Raw genomic sequence first — 19,983 nt, forward strand, 5'->3', positions numbered from 1 at the left:
TCAGGCCTCCGTTCCGGTGCTCTCAGCCGGAGCGGCAGCGGCGGCGGGAGCGTCGGCCTTGGGGGCCTCCGCAGCCGGCGCGGACTGCTGCTGCGGCTTGCGGCCGCGGCCGCCACGCTCGCCACCGCGGCCACCACGGCCGGCGGGACGGTCACCAGCGCCGGCACCACGGGCCGGGCGGTTACCCGCACGGGCCGCGGCGTTCTCGGCGCGGACCTCGGCGATGTTCTTGACGTCGCCCTTGTAGATCCAGACCTTCACGCCGATGCGACCGAAGGTGGTCTTGGCCTCGAAGAAGCCGTAGTCGACGTTCGCGCGGAGCGTGTGCAGGGGCACACGGCCCTCGCGGTAGAACTCCGAGCGGGACATCTCGGCGCCGCCGAGACGACCGCCGCACTGGATCTTGATGCCCTTGGCGCCGGCCTTCATCGTGCCCTGCATGCTCTTACGCATGGCGCGACGGAAGGAGACGCGGGAGGAGAGCTGCTCGGCAACGGCCTGGGCGACCAGCTGAGCGTCCATCTCGGGGTTCTTGACCTCGAGGATGTTCAGCTGGACCTGCTTGCCCGTGAGCTTCTCGAGGTCGCCGCGGATGCGGTCGGCCTCGGCGCCACGGCGGCCGATGACGATGCCGGGACGCGCGGTGTGGATGTCCACCCGCACGCGGTCACGAGTGCGCTCGATCTCAACCTTCGAGATGCCGGCGCGCTCCATGCCGGACGTCATCATCCGACGGATGGCGACGTCTTCCTTGACGTAGTCCTTGTACAGCTTGTCGGCGTACCAGCGGGACTTGAAGTCCGTGGTGATGCCGAGCCGGAACCCATGCGGGTTAACCTTCTGGCCCATTACCGGGTTCCTTCCTTGCTGCTGACGACCACGGTGATGTGGCTGGTCCGCTTACGGATCCGGTAGGCACGGCCCTGAGCACGCGGACGGAACCGCTTCAGGGTCGGGCCCTCATCCACGTACGCCTCGCTGATGAACAGCGAAGAGGCGTCACTGTGGTCGTAGTTGTGTGCAGCGTTGGCGATGGCGCTGTCCAGCACCTTGCCAACCGGCACGCTCGCGGCCTGCGGGGCGAAACGCAGGACCGCCTGAGCCTCCGTGGCGTCCATGCCACGGATAAGGTCCACCACGCGGCGGGCCTTCATGGGCGTGACGCGGATGTACCGCGCCTGGGCCCTGGCTTCCATGGTTGTCCTTCCAGTGTCTGTCATGGTCATTCCACCCCGCTACTAGCGGCGCTTCGACTTCCGGTCGTCCTTCACGTGACCCCGGAAGGTGCGCGTCGGCGAGAACTCGCCGAGCTTGTGGCCGACCATCGACTCGGTGACAAACACCGGAATGTGGGTCTTGCCGTTGTGCACCGCGATCGTGTGGCCGAGCATGGCCGGGATGATCATCGAGCGACGGGACCAGGTCTTGATGACGTTCTTGGTGCCGGCTTCGTTCTGGGCGTCCACCTTCTTTACGAGGTGGTCGTCGACGAAGGGCCCCTTCTTGAGACTGCGCGGCATCTAAACCCGCTCCTAGCGCTTCTTGTTCGTCTTGCGGCGGCGGACGATGTACTTGCTCGAAGCCTTCTTCGGCGAGCGAGTACGACCCTCCTTCTGACCCCACGGGGAGACCGGGTGGCGACCACCGGAGGTCTTGCCCTCACCACCACCGTGCGGGTGGTCGACCGGGTTCATCGCCACACCGCGAACGGTCGGGCGAACGCCCAGCCAGCGCTTGCGGCCGGCCTTGCCCCAGTTGATGTTCGACTGCTCGGCGTTGCCGACCTCGCCAACAGTGGCGCGGCAGCGGACGTCGACCAGACGGATCTCACCGGACGGCATACGAAGGTGGGCCATCGAGCCCTCCTTCGCCAGCAGCTGCACGGAGGCACCCGCGGAACGGGCGAACTTGGCGCCACCGCCGGGACGGAGCTCGATCGCGTGGATCGTGGTACCGACCGGGATGTTGCGGAGGGCCAGGTTGTTGCCGGGCTTGATGTCGGCGCCGGGGCCGTTCTCGACCCGGTCACCCTGCGACAGGTTCTTCGGGGCGATGATGTAGCGCTTCTCGCCGTCCGCGTAGTGGAGCAGCGCGATGCGCGCGGTGCGGTTCGGGTCGTACTCGATGTGAGCGACCTTGGCCGGCACGCCGTCCTTGTCGTGGCGACGGAAGTCGATCAGACGGTAGGCACGCTTGTGGCCACCGCCCTGGTGACGGACGGTCACACGACCGGTGTTGTTACGGCCGCCCTTGCTGTGCAGCGGGCGGACCAGCGACTTCTCCGGCGTGGACCGCGTGATCTCGACGAAGTCGGCTACGGAGGAGCCACGGCGGCCCGGCGTAGTCGGCTTGTACTTGCGGATTCCCATTTCTCAGTCCTCGTCCGATTTCGGACGATCCAGACCGCCGTTAGGCGGTCGGACCGCCGAAGATGTCGATACGGTTGCCCTCGGCAAGGGTCACGATGGCGCGCTTGGTGTTGGCACGCTTGCCGAAACCGGTGCGGGTGCGCTTGCGCTTGCCCTGACGGTTGATCGTGTTGACCCCGGTGACCTTGACCGAGAAGACCGCCTCGACGGCCTGCTTGATCTGGGTCTTGTTGGATCCGGGCGCGACGATGAACGTGTACTTGTTCTCGTCGAGCAGCGCGTAGCTCTTCTCGGAGACAACCGGCTTGACGAGGATGTCGCGCGGGTCCGTGAAGGTCTTGCTGGTGATCGTGGCCTCGGACATCAGGCCTCGCTCCCTTCGGTCTCAGCGGTCTGGGGGCCAGACACGAAGGACTCGAAGGCGGCCTTGGTGAAGACCACGTCGTCGGAGACGATCACGTCGTACGTGTTGAGCTGGCCCGGCTCCAGGATGTGAACCTGGGGCAGGTTGCGGGCGGAGAGCCACGCGGCCTCGTCGGCGCGGTCGACGACCAGGAGCAGGTTCTTGCGCTCCGAGATCTTGCCGAACAGCGTCTTCGCGGCCTTGGTGGAGACCTCACCCTCGACCACGCCGGTGACGACGTGGATGCGGGAGTGGCGCGCCCGGTCCGAGAGGGCACCGCGCAGGGCGGCGGCCTTCATCTTCTTCGGGGTGCGCTGCGAGTAGTCACGCGGCACGGGGCCGTGGACGACGCCACCGCCGGCGAACTGCGGCGCACGGGTCGAACCCTGGCGCGCGCGGCCGGTGCCCTTCTGGCGGTAAGGCTTCTTGCCACCACCGCGGACTTCGCCGCGGCGCTTGGTCTTGTGCGTGCCCTGACGGGCAGCGGCCAGCTGGGCGACGACGACCTGGTGGATCAGCGGAACGCTGGTCTTCGCGTCGAAGATCTCCGCGGGGAGCTCGACGGTCCCGGCCTTGTCGCCTGCCGGCGAAAGGATGTCAATGGTGCTCATCGGTTCCTCAAACCCCCTTGGCCGCGGTACGGACCAGGACGAGGCCACCGTTCGGGCCGGGGACCGCGCCCTTGATGAGCAGCAGACCCTTCTCCGCGTCAACGGCGTGGACGGTCAGGTTCTGGGTGGTGACCCGCTCGTTGCCCATGCGGCCCGCCATGCGGAGGCCCTTGAACACGCGGCCCGGGGTGGCGCAGCCACCGATGGAACCGGGCGAGCGGTGCTTGCGCTGGGTGCCGTGACCGGCGCCGAGGCCCTTGAAGTTGTGACGCTTCATGACACCGGCGAAGCCCTTGCCCTTGCTCTTGCCGGTGACGTCGACCTTGACGCCCGACTCGAACACGGCGGCGGTGATCTCCTGGCCGAGCGTGTACTCGCTGGCGTCAGCGGTACGCAGCTCCACCAGGTGGCGGCGCGGGGTGACGTCGGCCTTGGCGAAGTGGCCCTTGAGGGGCTTGTTCACCTTGCGCGGGTCGATCTCGCCGAAGGCGATCTGGACCGACTCGTAGCCGTCGTTGTCGTTGGTGCGCACCTGGGTGACGACGCAGGGCCCGGCCTTGACGACGGTCACCGGGACAACCCGGTTGTTCTCGTCCCAGACCTGGGTCATGCCGAGCTTCTCGCCCAGGACGCCCTTAATGTTCTTAGCCATCTCGCGCGTCACCTCAGAGCTTGATCTCGATGTCGACGCCTGCCGGGAGGTCGAGGCGCATGAGCGAGTCAACCGTCTTCGGCGTGGGGTCGAGGATGTCGATGAGGCGCTTGTGCGTGCGCATCTCGAAGTGCTCGCGCGAGTCCTTGTACTTGTGCGGCGACTTGATGACGCAGTACACGTTCTTCTCAGTGGGCAGCGGCACCGGGCCCGCGACCGACGCACCAGTGCGGGTCACCGTCTCGACGATCTTCTTCGCCGAGGAGTCGATGACCTCGTGGTCGTAGGCCTTGAGCCGGATGCGGATCTTCTGTCCCGCCATGGCTACTCAGTAGTCCTGTCTCTCGAAACGCTCTGGAACCCGGGGGTTCTCTTGACTCCTCCTCCGACCCACGCGGTCGGGCGTGTCGCACTCCCTCTACGCAGAAGTCCCGAAGGATTTCCCAACCAAGGGGGTGCGGGCCCAGAAACCCGCGGAACCGGGGGTGGAACACCCACCGGGTGCCTGGTCGGCGCCCCGCTGACGCTTCCCGGAAGATTCCCGTACGTCCGCCCCTGAGAAGAGGCGACGAGTACTGTGGGACTCGCTTCCGGTCCTCCCGGCGGGAGGCGCGCAGCATCGGCACTCAACCGAGCAACCCCGACAGTCTGCCATACGGGATGCGATCGTGGCCAATCGGGCCGAAGAGAGTACCCCGGGCGTGACAGAGATCAAACCCGGGACACGCGTCAGGTGCGGGTGACCGTGCCGCACGTGTGCGAGAGATCACCGATGTCCTTGCTGCGGTCGTACGGATCGATCTCCGGCCCTCCGGGGTGCGGCGCCGCGCCGGCCAGGTCCTCGCTGAACTGCGGATGCAGGAAGCCGTCCGCGGCCCTGGCGCAGTCGCTGTTCCCGGCGGACTCCTCCATCCGCAGCACGGACAACATGCCTCGCGTCGTCACGACCTTCGCCGGGTCGTGGAGAGCGAACGTCATCTGGCGGCGGACGACGGTACGGGCCACCTCGTCGAAGCCGGGGCGGGTCTTCACCAGCGGATAGACGAAGGTGTAGTCGGCGTGCACCCGCACCTCGCCGCTCCGCTCGCCCGCCTCGAAGGTCATGCGCCCGCGCGTCTTGACGACGTCACCGGCGAGGCGCACCTCGGCCGGGTCGAACCGGCTGAACAGCCACAGCGGGTTGTTGTCCTTGTCCGGCTCGGTGAGCCACCGGTCGATGCGCGGGCGGACGTCCTTCTGCAGGGGGTCGAGCAGCTCGATCGCGTCGGTCGGCCGCTCCCCGCGCAGCGTGGCCGGGTCCAGATTCGCGGCGACGAGGAACCGTCTGACCGAGTCGAGCGCTCCGGCGACCTCCTCCCTGGACATCCCTCCGACGGCCTTGGCCTTGGGCACCTCGATACCCGCGGCCCCGTCCGCCCACCGGAGAGCCGGCGATCCCTTGAACGGTTCCTTCAGCGTCGGGCGATCCGGGAGCACCTCCTGGGACGGGGGCGCGCTGGGGCGTGCGGTCTCCGCGGACAGTGGGGTGGTCGCGCCCGGGCCGCCGAGCCCCTGGGGCAACCGGTCGGTGACGAGCTCCGGGCGCAGGACGACCAGGAGGAGGCCGGCGGCCAGGGTGATCCCGACGACGCCCTTGACCTGGCGCCGGGCCTTGCCCCGTCCGTCCATCTCCCGCCAGGCGGGCCCGGTCCGCCACCCCTCAGGCTCGCTCCGCTCCGGCCGCCGGAGCCGCCGCCGGGGCTCCGGGACGGCACCGGAACCGACCCCGTCCTTCCTCGCCGCCTCGACGAACGCGGCCCAATCCTCGTCGGAGACCGACGGGCCCTTCTCGCTCATGTTCCCCACTCCTGATCGTGTGTGCGGTCAGGAGGGTTTCACGCGGCGTGGCGGAGGGCTCAGGCAGGTCGGGTCTGTTGATCACGCCGCGACCGCGACGCGGCCGTCCGCGACCCGGTGGCCCACGACATAAAAGACTTGAAGAACCAGGGCAAGTACCCCTCCCAACCCCTCCAGCCTCCCCGCCGCGCCCCGTCACCCACACGGGTGATCTGTGCCAACTGGGCTGGATTTGGGGCCGGTTGCCTGGCATATGCTCACCGCCACAACCCCAGACATGCGACGGCCCCCGGCCGGGACTAGCGATCCCGATCGAGGGCCTGACCAACGAGGAAGTTAGGGCTTCCCGATGGCTTCACAGCACCCTAGCGCGCCTTCGCGCGCCTCCGGGCTCATTCACGTCAACGTCCGGCACACGAGCCGCTACACGGTCGTCGGCAACCACCTCTCCCAGCACCGCCAGCTTTCATTGCTCGCCATCGGGCTCGCGGTCCACCTCCAGTCGCTCCCCACCGGGGCACCCGTCGGAATCAAGGCCCTGGCCTCGGAATTCCCGGAGAGCGAGATGCGGATCGCGGGCGCCATGCGGGAGCTGGAGGACCACGGCTACCTGAAGCGGTACAAGGAGCGGCTGCCCAACGGGCGCATCGCCCCGCGCACGATCTCGTACAACCGACCAGTGGCTGAACCCGAGCCCGTACCGGAGACGCCCCCGGAGCCCCCGGAGCCGCCGTCGCCGCCGGAGCCGCCGGAGCCCCCGCAACCGCCGTCGCCGCCGGAGCCCCCGGACACCCCGGCGCCGGCCCCGCCGCGCCCGGCGAAACCCGCGCCCCGCCCCGTAACCCCGGCTCCCCCGCCGCTCGCGCCCGCACACCACCCGGCGGCCGACCTGCTCGCCGGCCTCCGCCTCCACGAGCCCCGGCTGCTCTTGGCCGAGCGCGACATCCAGCGCCTCGCGCCCGGCGTCACCACCTGGCTGGAACGCGGCGCTGCCCCCGACGCCATCGTGCGCACCCTCGCCGCGAGCCTCCCGGACGATCTGGTGCACCCGGCCGGACTCCTCGCCCACCGCCTCACGGCCCTGCGTCCACCCCCACTACCGGTGAAACCGCAGGCCATGGCCCCCTTCCAGGACTGCGACGGCTGCGACCGCCCCTTCCGCGCGCGGGAGCCCGGCCGCTGCCGCGACTGCCGTCCCCACGAGAGAGAGGCCGCTTAGCATGAAGCTGATGACTCGAGCCCCAGGGCACGGACGAGGAGCCAGCGCCATGACGACCGTTTCTGCCCACTACCGGAGTATGCGCGCGGCGGTGGAGAAGCTGGACGACACCGTCTCCGGCAAATTCGAGATCACCAAAGAAGGACTCGTTCACGACATGATGACGCCCGGGGGTCCCCACGAGCTCACCGTGCTGCGGCTGCGAAAGAGGCTGGAGAAGGTGATGCCCGACGAGCTCGCCGCACACACCGGGGAGCCAGACGTCGAGGACGAGCCCGAGGGCATCATGCGCCACCCGGACGTGATGGTGATCGCCGAGGCGGACATGGAAGTGGAGAGCTCGTTCGCCCCCCGCAGCCTCATCGCCGCCATCGAGGTCGTCTCACGGTCCAACCCCGACAACGACTGGGTGGGCAAGCTGCGGGACTACGCGCTCATCGGCGTACCCCTCTACGCGATCTTCGACCCCCGCACCGGCACGGGCGCCGTGTTCTCCGACATCCACGCCACGCCGGAGGGCCCGCGCTACGCCACCCGTAAGGACTTCGTCTACGGCGAGGACGTGACCATCGCGAACTGGACGATCTCGACCGAGGATCTGCCCCGCTACCCGTAGCGGTGCCGCACCCGGGGAGGCGCATCATCATGCGCACCAGTGACGAGATCTACCACCAGGTCCTCTGGGATCCCCGACTGGAGGCCGAGCGCTTCGTCATGGGGATCGCCGAGCGCGGGGCGCCACCGACGCGGATGGCGCTGGCCGACTTCGTGCCCGGTGGGGAGATTCCCTGGCATCGGGTGGTGTTCTTCGAGGCCGACGGCGAGATCGTCTGGGACCGGGCCTCCCACGTCGACCGGCTCCGCGAGACCCTCGCCGGTGACCGGCCCGAGCCGCCGCCTCCCGTGCTCGCCGTCGCGCCCACGCACCGTACGGCCGTCGCCTGGATCCCGCCCCAGGAGCTGTGGCCGGCCATCCAGCACATCCGGCGCGCGCACGACCGGCAGATCCACCGCTGGCCGCCCCACGTCAACGTCCTCTTCGGCTTCGTGCCCGAGGACGACTTCCCCCGGGCCGCCCCGCTCGTCGCGTCCGCCCTCGCCGAGGTCCAGGCGTTCAAGGCGCGCCTTGAGGGGGTGCACTGGTTCGGGCACCGCGAGGACGCCACCGTCTGGATCGACCCCGCGGCGGCCGGGGAAGAGCCGTGGGCCCGGCTGCGGGCCGCCCTGGAGAGCCGCTTCCCCCTCTGCGCGGACGACTCCAGGGGCTACACGCCCCACCTTTCCCTCGGGCGCAGCCGCGACCCCCACCAGCTCGCCGCCGAGGCCGAGGCCCTCCTCGGGGCGATGACCGCGCGCGTCACCGAACTCGTCCTGCTCTCCCGCCGCGGCGACGAGCCGATGCGCGTCCGCGCGACCGTGCGACTCGGAACCGGCGTCGTCCGGTGGACCCCCGCCTGACCAGGTCGCACCTCCGTTCGGGGATACTTTCGGCAGATCGCACCAGATCCCGCACAACCCCGGGCACCGAACACCCGTCTGGCAAGGCGCAGGATCGGTACCAGCCCAGGGGACGCACCAGCAGTGGACGACAGATCCGAACCCAGGACGGGTCTGCCCCGTCGACGCCGTGTGCTCGCCGCCGCGATCGGGGCCGCCGCGCTCGCCGGCCCCCTCGCGGGCGGCCTCACCGGCTGCTCCGTACCCGCGACCCGGCGCACCGGACCCACCGCGGACCCCGCGCCCGGGATGCCGATCGCCGGCTCGCGCCCCGCGCGGCTGATGCAGATCGCCGCGCACCCGGACGACGACCTGTACTTCATGAACCCCGACACCCAGCGCATGCTCGACGCCGGGGTCCCGCTCGTCTCCGTCTACGTCACGGCGGGCGAGCACACCGGCAAGAACTGGATCCAGGGGATGCCCGAGACGGCACCGGACAAGGCCGCCTACTCCTCCGCGCGCCACCAGGGCCTGCGGCAGGCGTACGCGACGCTCCTGGGTCTCGACATGTTCACGCCCTGGCAGAAGGGCACCACCCCGCTCAGCGGCGGGCGTACCGCCGAGATCAACACCCTCACGCACGGCGGCCGCCGGGTGGAGCTGATCTTCCTCAATCTGCCCATGCACACCTCCCGCCGCTACATGGCCCTGCCCGCGCTCTGGGACGACCGCGCCCTCGAACTGCGGACGCATCTGTCGGCCGACTCCCCCGTCGAACGGTCGGACACGTACGACCACGGGCAGCTGATCGAGGTCCTCGTCGGGCTGCTCGACCGCTACCGGCCGACCGTCGTCCAGACCCTCGACCCCGACCCGGACATCCAGCTCAGCGACGAGGCGACCCGCAAGCGGGACAGCGAGCAGCCCGGCTACTCCGACCACGGCGACCACACCGCCGTCGCCTGTTTCTCCTGGGCGGCGCTCATCCGCTGGGTCGCCGACACCGCCCGGAGCGGCGGGACGATACCGGCCTTCGTCGCGACCGCCTTCCGCGGCTACTACAACCGCCACTGGCCCAAGAACCTCCCCCCGCAGGTCCTCAAGGAGAAGGCCGGCAACCTCGTTCCGTACGGCGGCGATCCGTCCTGGCAGTGCGGCAATCCGTCCGGCTGCGGCGACTACGGCGTCGGCGGCGACCGGCCGCTCACCAACAAGAAGGGCTGGGTGCGCGCCACCCACCACCGCTGGCCGGGCGCCGGCCCCGCGGTCGTCGAGCGGCCGGACGGACGGCTCGACGCCTTCGGCGTCCTCGGGCTGCGCGCGGTGCGCTGGCGGGAGACGGAGAAGGGCTCGGGCCGGTGGGGCGAGCCGGAGGACCTGGGCGGCGGCCCGCTCGCGCCCGCGCTGGGCTCGGCCACGCTCCTCGACGGCCGCGTCCTCCTCTTCGGGGTGCGCTTCGCCGCGCTCTCGGGCCACGGCGGCCCGAACAGGCGGGAGGTCGTCCTCCTGGAGCAGCGCTCCCCCGGCGGCCCCTTCCTCGCCTGGCGGGGCCTCGGCAACCCGGAGCGCGGGGCCGACCGGGGGCGCAGGATCGGTGTGCCGGTGGCCGTGACGGCCCCCGACGGCCGGGTCCATCTCTTCGTACGCGACGCGGACAAGGGAGTGTCGACGCGGGTACGGGAGACCGACGGCGAGTGGAGCGCGTGGCGCGCCCTGGGCGGCGGCGTCGAGGTGCAGGACGGGCTGAACGCCGTCGTCGACGCGGCCGGCCGGGTCCATGTGCTGGCGGCGGGCCGGGAGGCCGTCGCGCACTGGATCGACGGCACGCTCGCCGATCCGCTGCCGCCGGCCGGTGATCCCGTCGCCGCCGTCCCGGGCGCGGGCGGTACGGGCGGCGCGGGCGGTACGGGTGGTCTCGCCGTGTACTACCGCGAGCCGGCCGCGAAAGAGCTGCTCTCGGGCGCCGGGAACGCCTCCTTCGACGGCTACGGTCCCGTGGCCGCCGCTGCCGACGCCCACGGAACCGTGCTGCTCGGCAGGGACCTGCGCGGCCGGATCCAGCTGCGGCGCGGCGGCCGGCTCTGGACCCGTACGCAGGGAACGGCGGCCGTGCAGGCGGCGGCGCTACGCCTCGTACCGGCGGGTCCGCTCGCCGTCGGTCTGGGCGCCGACGCCCACCCGTGGGTGTGGCGCCCGGCGGACGGGTCCGGCGCCTCCCCCTCGTAAGCGGGGCGGAGGAACGACGACGAGGGCCCCCGTCCCGCCGCGAACGGCGGGCCGGGGGCCCTCTGATGACGCTCCGTCAGGAGCGGCACAGGTCAGACGATCGACAATTACTTGTTGATCTTGACGACCTGGCCGGCGCCCACGGTCCGGCCACCCTCACGGATGGCGAACTTCAGGCCCTCCTCCATGGCGACGGGCTGGATCAGCTCGACGGTCATGGAGGTGTTGTCGCCCGGCATGACCATCTCGGTGCCCTCGGGGAGGGTCACGACGCCGGTCACGTCCGTGGTACGGAAGTAGAACTGCGGGCGGTAGTTGTTGAAGAACGGGGTGTGACGGCCACCCTCGTCCTTCGACAGGATGTACGCCTGGGCCTCGAACGAGGTGTGCGGCGTGACCGAGCCGGGCTTGATGATGACCTGGCCGCGCTCGACATCCTCGCGCTTGATGCCACGGAGGAGCAGACCGACGTTCTCACCGGCCTGGCCCTCGTCGAGCAGCTTGCGGAACATCTCGATGCCGGTGACCGTGGTGGTGGTCTTCTCGGGCTTGATACCGACGATGTCGACGGTCTCGTTGACCTTGAGGACACCACGCTCGATACGACCGGTGACGACGGTGCCACGACCGGTGATCGTGAAGACGTCCTCGATCGGCATGAGGAACGGCTTGTCGACGTCACGCTCGGGCTGCGGGATGGCCTCGTCGACAGCCTTCATCAGGTTGAGGACCGACTCGCCCCACTCCTTGTCGCCCTCGAGCGCCTTGAGCGCCGAGACCTTGACGACCGGCAGGTCGTCGCCCGGGAACTCGTACTCGGAGAGGAGCTCACGCACCTCGAGCTCGACGAGCTCCAGGATCTCCTCGTCGTCCACCATGTCGGCCTTGTTCAGGGCGACGACGATGTACGGAACGCCGACCTGGCGGGCCAGGAGCACGTGCTCCTTGGTCTGCGGCATCGGGCCGTCGGTGGCGGCGACGACGAGAATGGCGCCGTCCATCTGGGCCGCACCGGTGATCATGTTCTTGATGTAGTCCGCGTGACCCGGGCAGTCGACGTGCGCGTAGTGACGCGACTCCGTCTGGTACTCGACGTGCGCGATGGAGATGGTGATACCGCGCTGACGCTCCTCAGGAGCCTTGTCGATCTGGTCGAAGGCCGAAGCCTCGTTCAGGTCCGGGTACTTGTCGTGCAGCACCTTGGTAATGGCGGCCGTGAGGGTCGTCTTACCGTGGTCGATGTGACCAATGGTGCCGATGTTGACGTGCGGCTTAGTCCGCTCGAACTTCGCCTTCGCCACGGGGGTCCTCCTGGAGTGGTTCTGAACGCCTTGCTTCATCGGCGCCAGGTGATCTTTGCTGGGATGCCAGGCGCCGGGACCCGATCCTCGGGTTTCGGGGGCGGAGCCCCGGCGACTGGTGTCAAGCCTAAAGCGTGAACTTGGGAGAGTTACTCGCCCTTGGCCTTCGCGATGATCTCCTCGGCGACGTTCCGCGGAACCTCGGCGTAGGAGTCGAACTGCATCGAGTAGCTTGCGCGACCCGAGGTCTTGCTGCGGAGGTCTCCGACGTAGCCGAACATCTCCGAAAGGGGCACGAGGCCCTTCACGACGCGAGCGCCGCTGCGCTCCTCCATGGCCTGAATCTGACCACGGCGGGAGTTGATGTCACCGATGACCTCACCCATGTAGTCCTCGGGCGTGACGACCTCAACGGCCATCATCGGCTCAAGGATGACGGGGGAAGCCTTGCGCGCGGCCTCCTTGAAGGCCTGCGAACCGGCGATCTTGAACGCGAGCTCGGAGGAGTCGACCTCGTGGTAGGCACCGTCGAGAAGGATGACGCGGACGCCAGTCATCTCGTAGCCGGCCAGGATGCCGAACTGCATGGCCTCCTGCGCACCGGCGTCGACCGAAGGGATGTACTCCTTCGGGATGCGGCCACCGGTGACCTTGTTCACGAACTCGTACGAAGCGTCGCCGCCCTCGATGGGCTCGATCGCGATCTGCACCTTGGCGAACTGACCGGTACCACCGGTCTGCTTCTTGTGGGTGTAGTCCACGCGCTCGACGGCCTTGCGGATCGTCTCGCGGTACGCGACCTGCGGCTTGCCGACGTTCGCCTCGACCTTGAACTCGCGACGCATACGGTCGACGAGGATGTCGAGGTGAAGCTCGCCCATACCACCGATGATGGTCTGGCCGGTCTCCTCGTCCGAGTGAACCTGGAAGGAGGGGTCCTCCTCCGCGAGACGCTGGATGGCGACACCCAGCTTCTCCTGGTCACCCTTGGACTTGGGCTCGATCGCGACCTGAATGACCGGCGCCGGGAAGTCCATGGACTCCAGGATGACCGGGTTCTTCTCGTCGCACAGCGTCTCACCGGTGGTGGTCTGCTTCAGGCCCATGACGGCGACGATGTCGCCGGCGCCCACCGAGTCGATCTCCTCACGCTTGTTCGCGTGCATGCGGTAGATCTTGCCGATGCGCTCCTTCTTGCCCTTGACGGAGTTCAGCACCGAGGTGCCGGCCTCCAGGCGACCGGAGTAGATCCGGACGAAGGTGAGCTTGCCGAGGTGCGGGTCGCTCGCGATCTTGAACGCGAGGGCCGACAGCGGCTCGTCCTCGGACGGCTTGCGCTTGACGACCTCCTCCGGGTCCTTCACGTCGTGGCCCTCGATGGCCTCGACGTCCAGGGGGGAGGGGAGGTAGCGCACGACCGCGTCGAGCAGGGGCTGGACGCCCTTGTTCTTGAACGCGGTGCCACAGAAGACGGGGGTGACGGTCTTCTCGCCACCGCCCTTGCCGGACGCGATGGTGATACGACGGATCGCGGCGTACAGCTGCTCCTCGGTGGGCTCGACACCCTCGAGGAAGAGCTCCATGATCTCTTCGTCGTTCTCCGCGACCGTCTCGACCAGCTTGCCGCGCCACTCTTCAGCGGCCTCGGTGTGCGAGGCGGGGATGTCGACGACGTCGTACATCTCGCCCTTGGTCGCTTCGGCGGACCAGACCAGGGCCTTCATGCGGACGAGGTCCACAACACCCTGGAAGTCCATCTCGGCGCCGATCGGGAGCTGCATGACGATCGGGGTCGCGCCGAGGCGGTCCACGATCATGTCGACGCAGCGGTGGAACTCGGCGCCCGTACGGTCGAGCTTGTTGACGAAGCAGATACGCGGGACGCCGTAGCGGTCCGCCTGACGCCAGACAGTCTCGGACTGGGGCTCGACACCGGCGACGCCGTCGAACACCGTCACCGCACCGTCGAGCACGCGGAGCGAACGCTCCACCTCGACGGTGAAGTCGACGTGGCCCGGGGTGTCGATGATGTTGATGGTGTGGTCAACGTCTTCCAGCGGCCAGTGGCAGGTCGTCGCGGCAGACGTGATCGTGATGCCGCGCTCCTGCTCCTGCTCCATCCAGTCCATCGTGGCAGCGCCGTCGTGGACTTCACCGATCTTGTACGAAACGCCGGTGTAGAACAGGATCCGCTCGGTGGTGGTCGTCTTGCCCGCGTCGATGTGGGCCATGATCCCGATGTTGCGGACCTTGGCCAGGTCAAGCGAAGTGGTAGCCATAAGGCTTCAGTCTTCTCTCGGTCTCGATGTGGGGTGCGACTACCAGCGGTAGTGCGCGAAGGCCTTGTTGGACTCGGCCATCTTGTGCGTGTCCTCGCGCTTCTTGACCGAAGCACCGAGGCCGTTGGAGGCGTCGAGAAGCTCGTTCATGAGGCGCTCGGTCATGGTCTTCTCGCGGCGGGCGCGGGAGTAGCCCACGAGCCAGCGGAGCGCGAGGGTGGAGGCGCGACCGGGCTTGACCTCGATCGGAACCTGGTAGGTGGCGCCACCGACACGGCGGGACTTGACCTCGAGCGACGGCTTCACGTTCTCGAGGGCGCGCTTCAGCGTGATGACCGGGTCGTTGCCGGTCTTCTCGCGGAGGCCTTCCATGGCGCCGTAGACGATGCGCTCGGCGGTGGAGCGCTTGCCGTCCAGCAGGATCTTGTTGATCAGCGAGGTGACAAGAGGAGAGCTGTAGACCGGGTCGATGATGACCGGGCGCTTCGGGGCGGGGCCCTTACGAGGCATTCTTACTTCTCCTTCTTGGCGCCGTAGCGGCTGCGGGCCTGCTTGCGGTTCTTGACACCCTGGGTGTCGAGCGAGCCGCGGATGATCTTGTAACGAACACCCGGCAGGTCCTTCACACGGCCACCACGCACGAGCACGATGGAGTGCTCCTGCAGGTTGTGTCCCTCACCCGGAATGTAGGCCGTGACCTCGATGCCGGAGGTCAGACGCACACGCGCGACCTTACGGAGGGCCGAGTTCGGCTTCTTCGGGGTGGTCGTGAACACACGCGTGCAGACGCCGCGGCGCTGAGGGGAACCCTCGAGTGCGGGCGTCTTGTTCTTCTCGACCTTGTCCTGCCGGCCCTTCCGGACCAGCTGCTGGATCGTAGGCACTACTTCTCCGGTTTCTGTGTGCCGTCGGTGAAACTAACCTGGAACATCTCCGACCCACGCGGTCGGGTGTGTCGAATACTGCGATCGTCCGCCGTGGGGCGGAAAAGGCGCAGATTGCGATGGCCGTTGACGGACTCGCCATGCGGTTGAGGACACGCACACGAGCCCAGGCACACCCCAGGCACAAGGTCTGAGCGTACCTATCGCATGGACTCCGGTCAAAACAAATGCCCACGCACCCCGAAGCCCGGCTCACCTCGGAGAACGAGGGGGTGGGGAGGGGGTGGGGGCGGGGGGCCGGATCGGGGTGGGGGCGGGGGCCGGGGCGGGGGGTCGGGCCCCGGTCCGGAAGGGGATCCGGTCCGGGTCAAGCGCTGGGCCTGGGGCCGGACGCGCCGAAGAGCCGGGGGGCTTCCCTCGGCTCTTCTTTCCCCGGCCGCACCGGCGGCCACCCGGTCCCGTTCAGTCCCGTGCGGCGCGGCGCGCCTCGGCGCGTTCGCCGCCCTCCGCGTCGTCCGCGTCGGGCTCCAGGAACTGGTTCACCACCTTGATGAAGACCCCGAGCCGCTCGTCGGGGACGCCGAGCCAGCGCGCGAAGTCCTCCATGGTCGGCTGCCAGTCGTTCGGTGGCAGCAGATCCTCCGCCAGCGGCAGCTCCTCCGGGGTCACCCGGCCGGACCGGATGAGCATGTCGCGGACGGACACCCCGAGGAGCGGGGCGATCCTGCGCATGGTCTCCAGGTCCGGCATGCTCTGCCGCTGCAGCAGCCGGGTCACGGCGGCGCGATGGACTCCCGCCTCGTCCGCGATCCGCGACTTGCCGCCGCCGCGCGGGCTGTCGATGTCATAGCCGCGCGCTCTCATCAGGCCTTCGACCCAGCCTGCGAATTCATCCAGCCCACGAGTGGTCATGTACCGCTCCTCACTCCTCCAGGCGCCTTACTCTAGCGTGCTTGCGCGCACAGAATTACGTGCTTTCGGGTGCGCAATCGTGGCGAATCAGTGAAGAGGTCTCCATTTCTTTGTTGCGCGCCCGCACGCAACATGTCACGCTGGCTCGCCGCCGAACTCATCGGCCTCCTGAGCCCCAGGGACCTCACAGGCCCCGCGGGACGCCCATTGGCCCCGGACCCGGAGTACACGTTGCTTCCACCCGACTCCCCCGCCTGGCAGACCGTCGCCGCGTGTGCCGGCCTCCCCCCGGCCGTCGTCTTCTCCCGCCGCGCCAAGCAGGCGGCCCCGGCGCTGCGCGCCTGCACGAACTGTCCCGTCCGCCGCGAGTGCGAGGAGGCGGTCGCACCGGCGGAGAGCTTCTTCGACGGCGTCTGCGCGGGCCGCCTGTGGCGCAACGGCCGCCCGGTGCCGGCATCGCGTACGGGGGTGGGCACCGCGTCTCGTACGACGACGCTCCCCGCGCCCGCCACCGACTCCGCCACCGACTCCGCCGCCCCCTCCTCCGCCGCCGCCGCTGCCGCTGCCGCTGGGAGCGTCCGTGTCTGACCGCGCGATCGACCGCATCATCACCGACATCACCCTGTGGACGGCCTCGCTCGTCCGCCAGTTCCCCGAGCTCTCCGAGGAGTTGGCGCCCGGCCGCCGCTCCCCCGTCGGCACCGCCCCCACCGCGCCCTCCCCGGCCCGGGACGAGCTCATCCGCGAGGAGCGCCGCGAGGCGCTCCTCCTCCAGCAGCGGCACGGCCTGGTGGTTCCGGGTCACGGCGCCGCCCCGATCCGGCTGCACATCTCCGACGCCATCCGCGACATCACCGACGGCGTGGTGGAGCTGGAGGAGGCGGTACGGGCGCGGCTCGGCCTGCCCCGGCCGGCGCGGGCGCAGGTGGTCGAGCGGCTCCGGCGGATCGCCGCGCTGCTCGACGACATCGCGGCCCACCCGGACCTGGCCCGGCACGTGCGCGACGAGCTGCGCCGGATGGCGCGGCGCTGTGCCCGCACGCTGGGCGACACGGAGCCGGTCGTACGGGTGTCGGGGCGCTGCCCGTGGTGCGACTCGGTGTCGCTGCGGGCCTTCCCGGACCGGCGGGCCGTGCTCTGCGTGAACCCGGCCTGCACGTGCACCGTGGAGGACTGCGGCTGCCAGGACGACCCGGCCTACCGCCACCTGTGGCCCGAGGCGGAGTGGCGGGAACTGGCGGACGCGGCGGGCTGCCGTACCGAGGAACTCGAAGCCGCGATGGAGGAGACCCCGTGCTGAAGTCCCTGCCCCTCTCCCTGCCCCTGCCGGCCCTGATCCCGGGCCCGCTCGCGGCGGAGGAGGCCGGCGTCGCTCCGGCGACCATCCGCAAGTGGGTCCAGCTGGGCCACCTGAGGGCGGCCGGCAAGGCGGGCCGCGCCCAGCTCTTCCGCCTGGAGGACGTCTTCGCCGCGGAACGCGCGGCCCGCCGCCGCCCACGCCTCTCCGTCTGACCCGCCGACCCGCCGACCCGCCGACCGGCGCGCACCGACACCCGGAACGCCCCCTGTCCTCTCCGGACAGGGGGCGTTCTGTCGTTGCCGGGGCACGGCGGTGGGCCGTCGGCGGCCGACGCCCGAGACCGCGTCCCGAACCCGCCCCCCGAATTAGTTGCGTGCGCGCACGCTCTCTGTCACAGTTGGTGCAGCGGCGGAGCTGTGCCCGCGAGACGGGCCGCAGCTCCGCCGTTCGCTGTCCGGGCGCGCTCCCGCGCCGTACGCCCCCCTTCCCCGCGGGGAGCGCGCCCGGCAGCGGCCCTCACGCCATCCCCTCCTGAGGAGAACCGTCATGACCACTCCCCCGAGTGCTTTCCCAGACGTCGAGAAGCTGGTCGTCGACGTCCTCAAGGCCGACCCCGCCTTGGCCGGCGCGACCATCGCGGTCAACGCGCCGGCCGGCTTCGACGGAACGCAGAGCGCCGTCCTGGTGAACCGCCGCGGCGGCGCCTGGATCGGCGACCAGCACGTCGACATGCCGCTGATCGAGTTCGAGGTGTACGGGCCGACCAAGAACGCGGCCCACGTCCTCGCCAACGCGGCCCGGCGCTCGCTGCTCGCCACCATCGGCAAGCAGATCGGCACGAACTTCATCAGCGACGTCGAGGAGCAGGACGGCCCCCGCTGGCTGCCCGACTACCTCTACCGGGGCGCGAACCGCTACCTGTGCGTGATCCGCCTCTCCGTGAGCGTCTTCTGAGCCCTCCCGGCTCCCTCCCTGCTCCCTGACGGATCCCTCCCGGCTCCTGACGGACGCTCACCCCACAGACCAGGCCCTGCCATCCGGCGGGGCCTTTGCCGTTCCCGGGCCCGATGCCCGGGGACGGTGCTCCCGCTCAACCCACGTCTCAACCCAAGGAGAAAACCACCATGGCAGGAAACAACTCCGCCGAGATCCGCGTCGCAGGCACCGGCAAGCTCTACGTGGCCAAGGTCGGCACCGCCGCCCCGACCTTCGGCACCGGCGAGGCCTCCGCCGACTGGTCGAGCTGGACCGACCTCGGCTTCACCACCGGTGACGGCGTCACCTTCTCCAAGAAGGACAAGCTGGAGGCCATCGACTCGTGGCAGTCGGTCTCCCCGGTCCACTACATCTACTCGGCCCGTGATCTCTCGCTGAAGTTCTCGATGCTCCAGTTCAACGAGGACACGCTGCCCTTCTTCATGGGCGGCGGCAAGGTCGAGGCGGAGGCCGCCCCGGCGGTCGGCGTCTACAAGTACGACATCGCCGAGCGTCCGTTCGCGGACGTGCGCGCCCTCGGCCTGGAGTTCACCGACTACAAGACCAACGCGGACGGCACCAGCAGCAAGGTCACGTACCGCTTCATCATCCCGCGCGGTCAGGTCACCGCGTCCGACGACATCAAGCTGGCCCGCAAGGCGGCGTCCACCCTGGGCATCACCTTCTCCGCCATGTCGAAGGGCGACGGCAAGCCGCTGGCCACCTTCCTCATGCAGGACAACCAGTACTCCACGACCGTCTGATCCCTTCTCCACCCAGGGCGGGACGGCACACCGCCGTCCCGCCCCACCCCTCTCCTCTTCACTCACTCGAACAAGGAGTACGCATCACCATGGCCCGTTTCGACGTCAACGCAGCCCGCGCCCAGCGCCTGGAGGCCAGCGGCCGCAGCTGGTCCTTCGAGCTGGACGGCGAGTCCTACACCCTCCCCACCGAGCTCAGCCGCGCGACCGCGAAGGGTCTGCGCAAGCTCGACGACAACGACGTGGACGGGCTCCTCGCGCTCCTGATGGGTGAGGAGCAGTTCGCCCGCTTCGAGCAGCACGACATCACCATGCAGGACATCGCCGCCATCCTGGAGGCCTACGGCAAGGAGACCGGGCTCGGCCTGGGGGAAGACTGAGCCTCGTCGAGTTCGTCGACGAACACGCCGAGGCCCTTGAAGCGGATCTCCTCCGCTATTACTCCGTCGATCTCCTCGACTGGTACCGCGGCGACCTCTCCAGTCGCCGGGTCCTGACGCTGATCAAGCACCTTCCGCAGGACAGCGCCGTGCAGCGGGAGCTGCACGGCGAGGCCGCGGAGTGGTCGATCACCGATCATCTGCTGGCGGCGACGGTGGACCATCTGGCCGTCGCCAACTGGATGTTCCAGTGCGTCAACAGCAGCGAGGACGACGATACGCCCGATCCTCCGAAGCCCGTCCCGCGTCCGGGCTCGGACGCGGACGGCGAGGGAGAGGAAGAGGGCGGGGACACCGCGGCGGAGGGCGCCGGCGAGGCGGTCTCCCCGGGAGCGCTCGCCCGGTTCTTCGGCTGACGGCCCGTCCCGTCCC

General features: G+C 69.4%; 25 protein-coding genes. 11 read left to right on the forward strand and 14 right to left on the reverse strand.

Features of this window, described 5'->3' with window-relative positions; genetic code table 11:
* From rpsC to ACF06X_RS16855, 9 genes are all read right to left on the reverse strand, one after another.
* Nucleotides 1–849 carry a 30S ribosomal protein S3 gene (gene rpsC / locus ACF06X_RS16815; RefSeq protein WP_017239578.1) on the reverse strand — a complete coding sequence of 283 codons (849 nt, stop codon included), beginning with the start codon at nucleotides 847–849 and terminating at the stop codon, nucleotides 1–3.
* Nucleotides 849–1,196, reverse strand: a complete 348-nt coding sequence (rplV, locus tag ACF06X_RS16820; protein ID WP_058848120.1) for a 50S ribosomal protein L22 — start codon at nucleotides 1,194–1,196, stop codon at nucleotides 849–851. The genes rpsC and rplV overlap by 1 nt, the downstream gene beginning before the upstream one ends.
* Before the next feature lie 42 nt (nucleotides 1,197–1,238).
* The gene (gene rpsS, locus ACF06X_RS16825; protein ID WP_019888752.1) at nucleotides 1,239–1,520 is read right to left on the reverse strand and encodes a 30S ribosomal protein S19; all 282 of its coding nucleotides are present in this window, start codon (nucleotides 1,518–1,520) and stop codon (nucleotides 1,239–1,241) included.
* Nucleotides 1,521–1,532: 12 nt separating this feature from the next.
* The gene (gene rplB / locus ACF06X_RS16830) at nucleotides 1,533–2,369 is read right to left on the reverse strand and encodes a 50S ribosomal protein L2 (protein ID WP_392288022.1); all 837 of its coding nucleotides are present in this window, start codon (nucleotides 2,367–2,369) and stop codon (nucleotides 1,533–1,535) included.
* 40 nt (nucleotides 2,370–2,409) lie between these two features.
* Entirely contained in the window at nucleotides 2,410–2,733 is a 324-nt protein-coding gene (gene rplW, locus ACF06X_RS16835) for a 50S ribosomal protein L23 (protein ID WP_158989420.1), read from the reverse strand.
* Nucleotides 2,733–3,383, reverse strand: a complete 651-nt coding sequence (gene rplD / locus ACF06X_RS16840; protein WP_158989419.1) for a 50S ribosomal protein L4 — start codon at nucleotides 3,381–3,383, stop codon at nucleotides 2,733–2,735. The genes rplW and rplD overlap by 1 nt, the downstream gene beginning before the upstream one ends.
* A 7-nt stretch (nucleotides 3,384–3,390) precedes the next feature.
* Nucleotides 3,391–4,035: a 50S ribosomal protein L3 gene (gene rplC, locus ACF06X_RS16845; RefSeq protein ID WP_158989417.1), complete on the reverse strand. Its 645-nt coding sequence runs from the start codon at nucleotides 4,033–4,035 to the stop codon at nucleotides 3,391–3,393.
* Between the two features lie 13 nt (nucleotides 4,036–4,048).
* A complete protein-coding gene (gene rpsJ / locus ACF06X_RS16850) occupies nucleotides 4,049–4,357 on the reverse strand; it encodes a 30S ribosomal protein S10 (protein WP_003948644.1) in 309 nt (102 codons plus the stop codon).
* A gap of 407 nt (nucleotides 4,358–4,764) precedes the next feature.
* Complete coding sequence (locus tag ACF06X_RS16855) at nucleotides 4,765–5,871, reverse strand: hypothetical protein (RefSeq protein ID WP_392288023.1); 1,107 nt, start codon at nucleotides 5,869–5,871, stop codon at nucleotides 4,765–4,767.
* Between the two features lie 349 nt (nucleotides 5,872–6,220).
* On the opposite strand from ACF06X_RS16855, the gene ACF06X_RS16860 reads away from it, so the two are divergent.
* The 4 genes from ACF06X_RS16860 to ACF06X_RS16875 all read left to right on the forward strand — a co-directional run bounded on the left by ACF06X_RS16860 (nucleotide 6,221) and on the right by ACF06X_RS16875 (nucleotide 10,756).
* Nucleotides 6,221–7,090 (forward strand): helix-turn-helix domain-containing protein, encoded by an 870-nt coding sequence (locus tag ACF06X_RS16860; RefSeq protein ID WP_392288024.1) that lies wholly within the window; start codon nucleotides 6,221–6,223, stop codon nucleotides 7,088–7,090.
* 10 nt (nucleotides 7,091–7,100) lie between these two features.
* Nucleotides 7,101–7,706 (forward strand): Uma2 family endonuclease, encoded by a 606-nt coding sequence (locus ACF06X_RS16865; RefSeq protein WP_392288025.1) that lies wholly within the window; start codon nucleotides 7,101–7,103, stop codon nucleotides 7,704–7,706.
* Between the two features lie 29 nt (nucleotides 7,707–7,735).
* On the forward strand, nucleotides 7,736–8,548 hold the full coding sequence (locus tag ACF06X_RS16870) for an RNA repair domain-containing protein (protein WP_392288026.1): 813 nt from the start codon (nucleotides 7,736–7,738) through the stop codon (nucleotides 8,546–8,548).
* Between the two features lie 123 nt (nucleotides 8,549–8,671).
* Nucleotides 8,672–10,756 (forward strand): PIG-L family deacetylase, encoded by a 2,085-nt coding sequence (locus tag ACF06X_RS16875; RefSeq protein WP_392288027.1) that lies wholly within the window; start codon nucleotides 8,672–8,674, stop codon nucleotides 10,754–10,756.
* Nucleotides 10,757–10,863: 107 nt separating this feature from the next.
* Here the strand turns inward: ACF06X_RS16875 and tuf are convergent, their stop codons facing one another.
* The 5 genes from tuf to ACF06X_RS16900 all read right to left on the reverse strand — a co-directional run bounded on the left by tuf (nucleotide 10,864) and on the right by ACF06X_RS16900 (nucleotide 16,132).
* Nucleotides 10,864–12,057 (reverse strand): elongation factor Tu, encoded by a 1,194-nt coding sequence (gene tuf / locus ACF06X_RS16880; RefSeq protein WP_392288028.1) that lies wholly within the window; start codon nucleotides 12,055–12,057, stop codon nucleotides 10,864–10,866.
* Between the two features lie 149 nt (nucleotides 12,058–12,206).
* Nucleotides 12,207–14,336 (reverse strand): elongation factor G, encoded by a 2,130-nt coding sequence (fusA, locus tag ACF06X_RS16885; RefSeq protein ID WP_392288029.1) that lies wholly within the window; start codon nucleotides 14,334–14,336, stop codon nucleotides 12,207–12,209.
* 39 nt (nucleotides 14,337–14,375) lie between these two features.
* On the reverse strand, nucleotides 14,376–14,846 hold the full coding sequence (rpsG, locus tag ACF06X_RS16890; protein WP_003966970.1) for a 30S ribosomal protein S7: 471 nt from the start codon (nucleotides 14,844–14,846) through the stop codon (nucleotides 14,376–14,378).
* A gap of 2 nt (nucleotides 14,847–14,848) precedes the next feature.
* A complete protein-coding gene (gene rpsL / locus ACF06X_RS16895) occupies nucleotides 14,849–15,220 on the reverse strand; it encodes a 30S ribosomal protein S12 (RefSeq protein WP_003948652.1) in 372 nt (123 codons plus the stop codon).
* A 462-nt stretch (nucleotides 15,221–15,682) separates the two neighbouring features.
* Nucleotides 15,683–16,132 (reverse strand): helix-turn-helix domain-containing protein, encoded by a 450-nt coding sequence (locus tag ACF06X_RS16900; protein ID WP_392288030.1) that lies wholly within the window; start codon nucleotides 16,130–16,132, stop codon nucleotides 15,683–15,685.
* A gap of 132 nt (nucleotides 16,133–16,264) precedes the next feature.
* On the opposite strand from ACF06X_RS16900, the gene ACF06X_RS16905 reads away from it, so the two are divergent.
* The 7 genes from ACF06X_RS16905 (at nucleotide 16,265) to ACF06X_RS16935 (ending at nucleotide 19,967) form a co-directional block, all read left to right on the forward strand.
* On the forward strand, nucleotides 16,265–16,720 hold the full coding sequence (locus ACF06X_RS16905) for a WhiB family transcriptional regulator (protein WP_392288031.1): 456 nt from the start codon (nucleotides 16,265–16,267) through the stop codon (nucleotides 16,718–16,720).
* Nucleotides 16,713–17,432 carry a hypothetical protein gene (locus ACF06X_RS16910; RefSeq protein ID WP_392288032.1) on the forward strand — a complete coding sequence of 240 codons (720 nt, stop codon included), beginning with the start codon at nucleotides 16,713–16,715 and terminating at the stop codon, nucleotides 17,430–17,432. The genes ACF06X_RS16905 and ACF06X_RS16910 overlap by 8 nt, the downstream gene beginning before the upstream one ends.
* Nucleotides 17,426–17,644, forward strand: coding sequence for a hypothetical protein (locus tag ACF06X_RS16915; protein ID WP_392288033.1), 219 nt, complete (start codon nucleotides 17,426–17,428; stop codon nucleotides 17,642–17,644). The genes ACF06X_RS16910 and ACF06X_RS16915 overlap by 7 nt, the downstream gene beginning before the upstream one ends.
* Before the next feature lie 334 nt (nucleotides 17,645–17,978).
* The gene (locus tag ACF06X_RS16920; RefSeq protein ID WP_392288034.1) at nucleotides 17,979–18,386 is read left to right on the forward strand and encodes a hypothetical protein; all 408 of its coding nucleotides are present in this window, start codon (nucleotides 17,979–17,981) and stop codon (nucleotides 18,384–18,386) included.
* 170 nt (nucleotides 18,387–18,556) lie between these two features.
* Nucleotides 18,557–19,171 (forward strand): phage tail protein, encoded by a 615-nt coding sequence (locus tag ACF06X_RS16925; protein ID WP_392288035.1) that lies wholly within the window; start codon nucleotides 18,557–18,559, stop codon nucleotides 19,169–19,171.
* An 89-nt stretch (nucleotides 19,172–19,260) separates the two neighbouring features.
* Entirely contained in the window at nucleotides 19,261–19,551 is a 291-nt protein-coding gene (locus tag ACF06X_RS16930; protein WP_158989387.1) for a hypothetical protein, read from the forward strand.
* A 149-nt stretch (nucleotides 19,552–19,700) separates the two neighbouring features.
* On the forward strand, nucleotides 19,701–19,967 hold the full coding sequence (locus ACF06X_RS16935) for a hypothetical protein (protein ID WP_392288036.1): 267 nt from the start codon (nucleotides 19,701–19,703) through the stop codon (nucleotides 19,965–19,967).
* Nucleotides 19,968–19,983 lie beyond the last annotated feature (16 nt).

Origin of the sequence: Streptomyces sp. NPDC015346, assembly GCF_043078785.1 — a bacterium.
In the GTDB taxonomy this organism is placed as follows: domain Bacteria; phylum Actinomycetota; class Actinomycetes; order Streptomycetales; family Streptomycetaceae; genus Streptomyces.

Coding starts and splice junctions, on each gene's coding strand:
- rpsC (WP_017239578.1), bottom strand. CDS start 849: ATGGGCCAGAAGGTTAACCCGCATGGGTTCCGGCTCGGCATCACCACG.
- rplV (WP_058848120.1), bottom strand. CDS start 1,196: ATGGAAGCCAGGGCCCAGGCGCGGTACATCCGCGTCACGCCCATGAAG.
- rpsS (WP_019888752.1), bottom strand. CDS start 1,520: ATGCCGCGCAGTCTCAAGAAGGGGCCCTTCGTCGACGACCACCTCGTA.
- rplB (WP_392288022.1), bottom strand. CDS start 2,369: ATGGGAATCCGCAAGTACAAGCCGACTACGCCGGGCCGCCGTGGCTCC.
- rplW (WP_158989420.1), bottom strand. CDS start 2,733: ATGTCCGAGGCCACGATCACCAGCAAGACCTTCACGGACCCGCGCGAC.
- rplD (WP_158989419.1), bottom strand. CDS start 3,383: ATGAGCACCATTGACATCCTTTCGCCGGCAGGCGACAAGGCCGGGACC.
- rplC (WP_158989417.1), bottom strand. CDS start 4,035: ATGGCTAAGAACATTAAGGGCGTCCTGGGCGAGAAGCTCGGCATGACC.
- rpsJ (WP_003948644.1), bottom strand. CDS start 4,357: ATGGCGGGACAGAAGATCCGCATCCGGCTCAAGGCCTACGACCACGAG.
- ACF06X_RS16855 (WP_392288023.1), bottom strand. CDS start 5,871: ATGAGCGAGAAGGGCCCGTCGGTCTCCGACGAGGATTGGGCCGCGTTC.
- ACF06X_RS16860 (WP_392288024.1), top strand. CDS start 6,221: ATGGCTTCACAGCACCCTAGCGCGCCTTCGCGCGCCTCCGGGCTCATT.
- ACF06X_RS16865 (WP_392288025.1), top strand. CDS start 7,101: ATGACTCGAGCCCCAGGGCACGGACGAGGAGCCAGCGCCATGACGACC.
- ACF06X_RS16870 (WP_392288026.1), top strand. CDS start 7,736: ATGCGCACCAGTGACGAGATCTACCACCAGGTCCTCTGGGATCCCCGA.
- fusA (WP_392288029.1), bottom strand. CDS start 14,336: ATGGCTACCACTTCGCTTGACCTGGCCAAGGTCCGCAACATCGGGATC.
- rpsG (WP_003966970.1), bottom strand. CDS start 14,846: ATGCCTCGTAAGGGCCCCGCCCCGAAGCGCCCGGTCATCATCGACCCG.
- ACF06X_RS16900 (WP_392288030.1), bottom strand. CDS start 16,132: ATGACCACTCGTGGGCTGGATGAATTCGCAGGCTGGGTCGAAGGCCTG.
- ACF06X_RS16905 (WP_392288031.1), top strand. CDS start 16,265: ATGTCACGCTGGCTCGCCGCCGAACTCATCGGCCTCCTGAGCCCCAGG.
- ACF06X_RS16920 (WP_392288034.1), top strand. CDS start 17,979: ATGACCACTCCCCCGAGTGCTTTCCCAGACGTCGAGAAGCTGGTCGTC.
- ACF06X_RS16925 (WP_392288035.1), top strand. CDS start 18,557: ATGGCAGGAAACAACTCCGCCGAGATCCGCGTCGCAGGCACCGGCAAG.
- ACF06X_RS16930 (WP_158989387.1), top strand. CDS start 19,261: ATGGCCCGTTTCGACGTCAACGCAGCCCGCGCCCAGCGCCTGGAGGCC.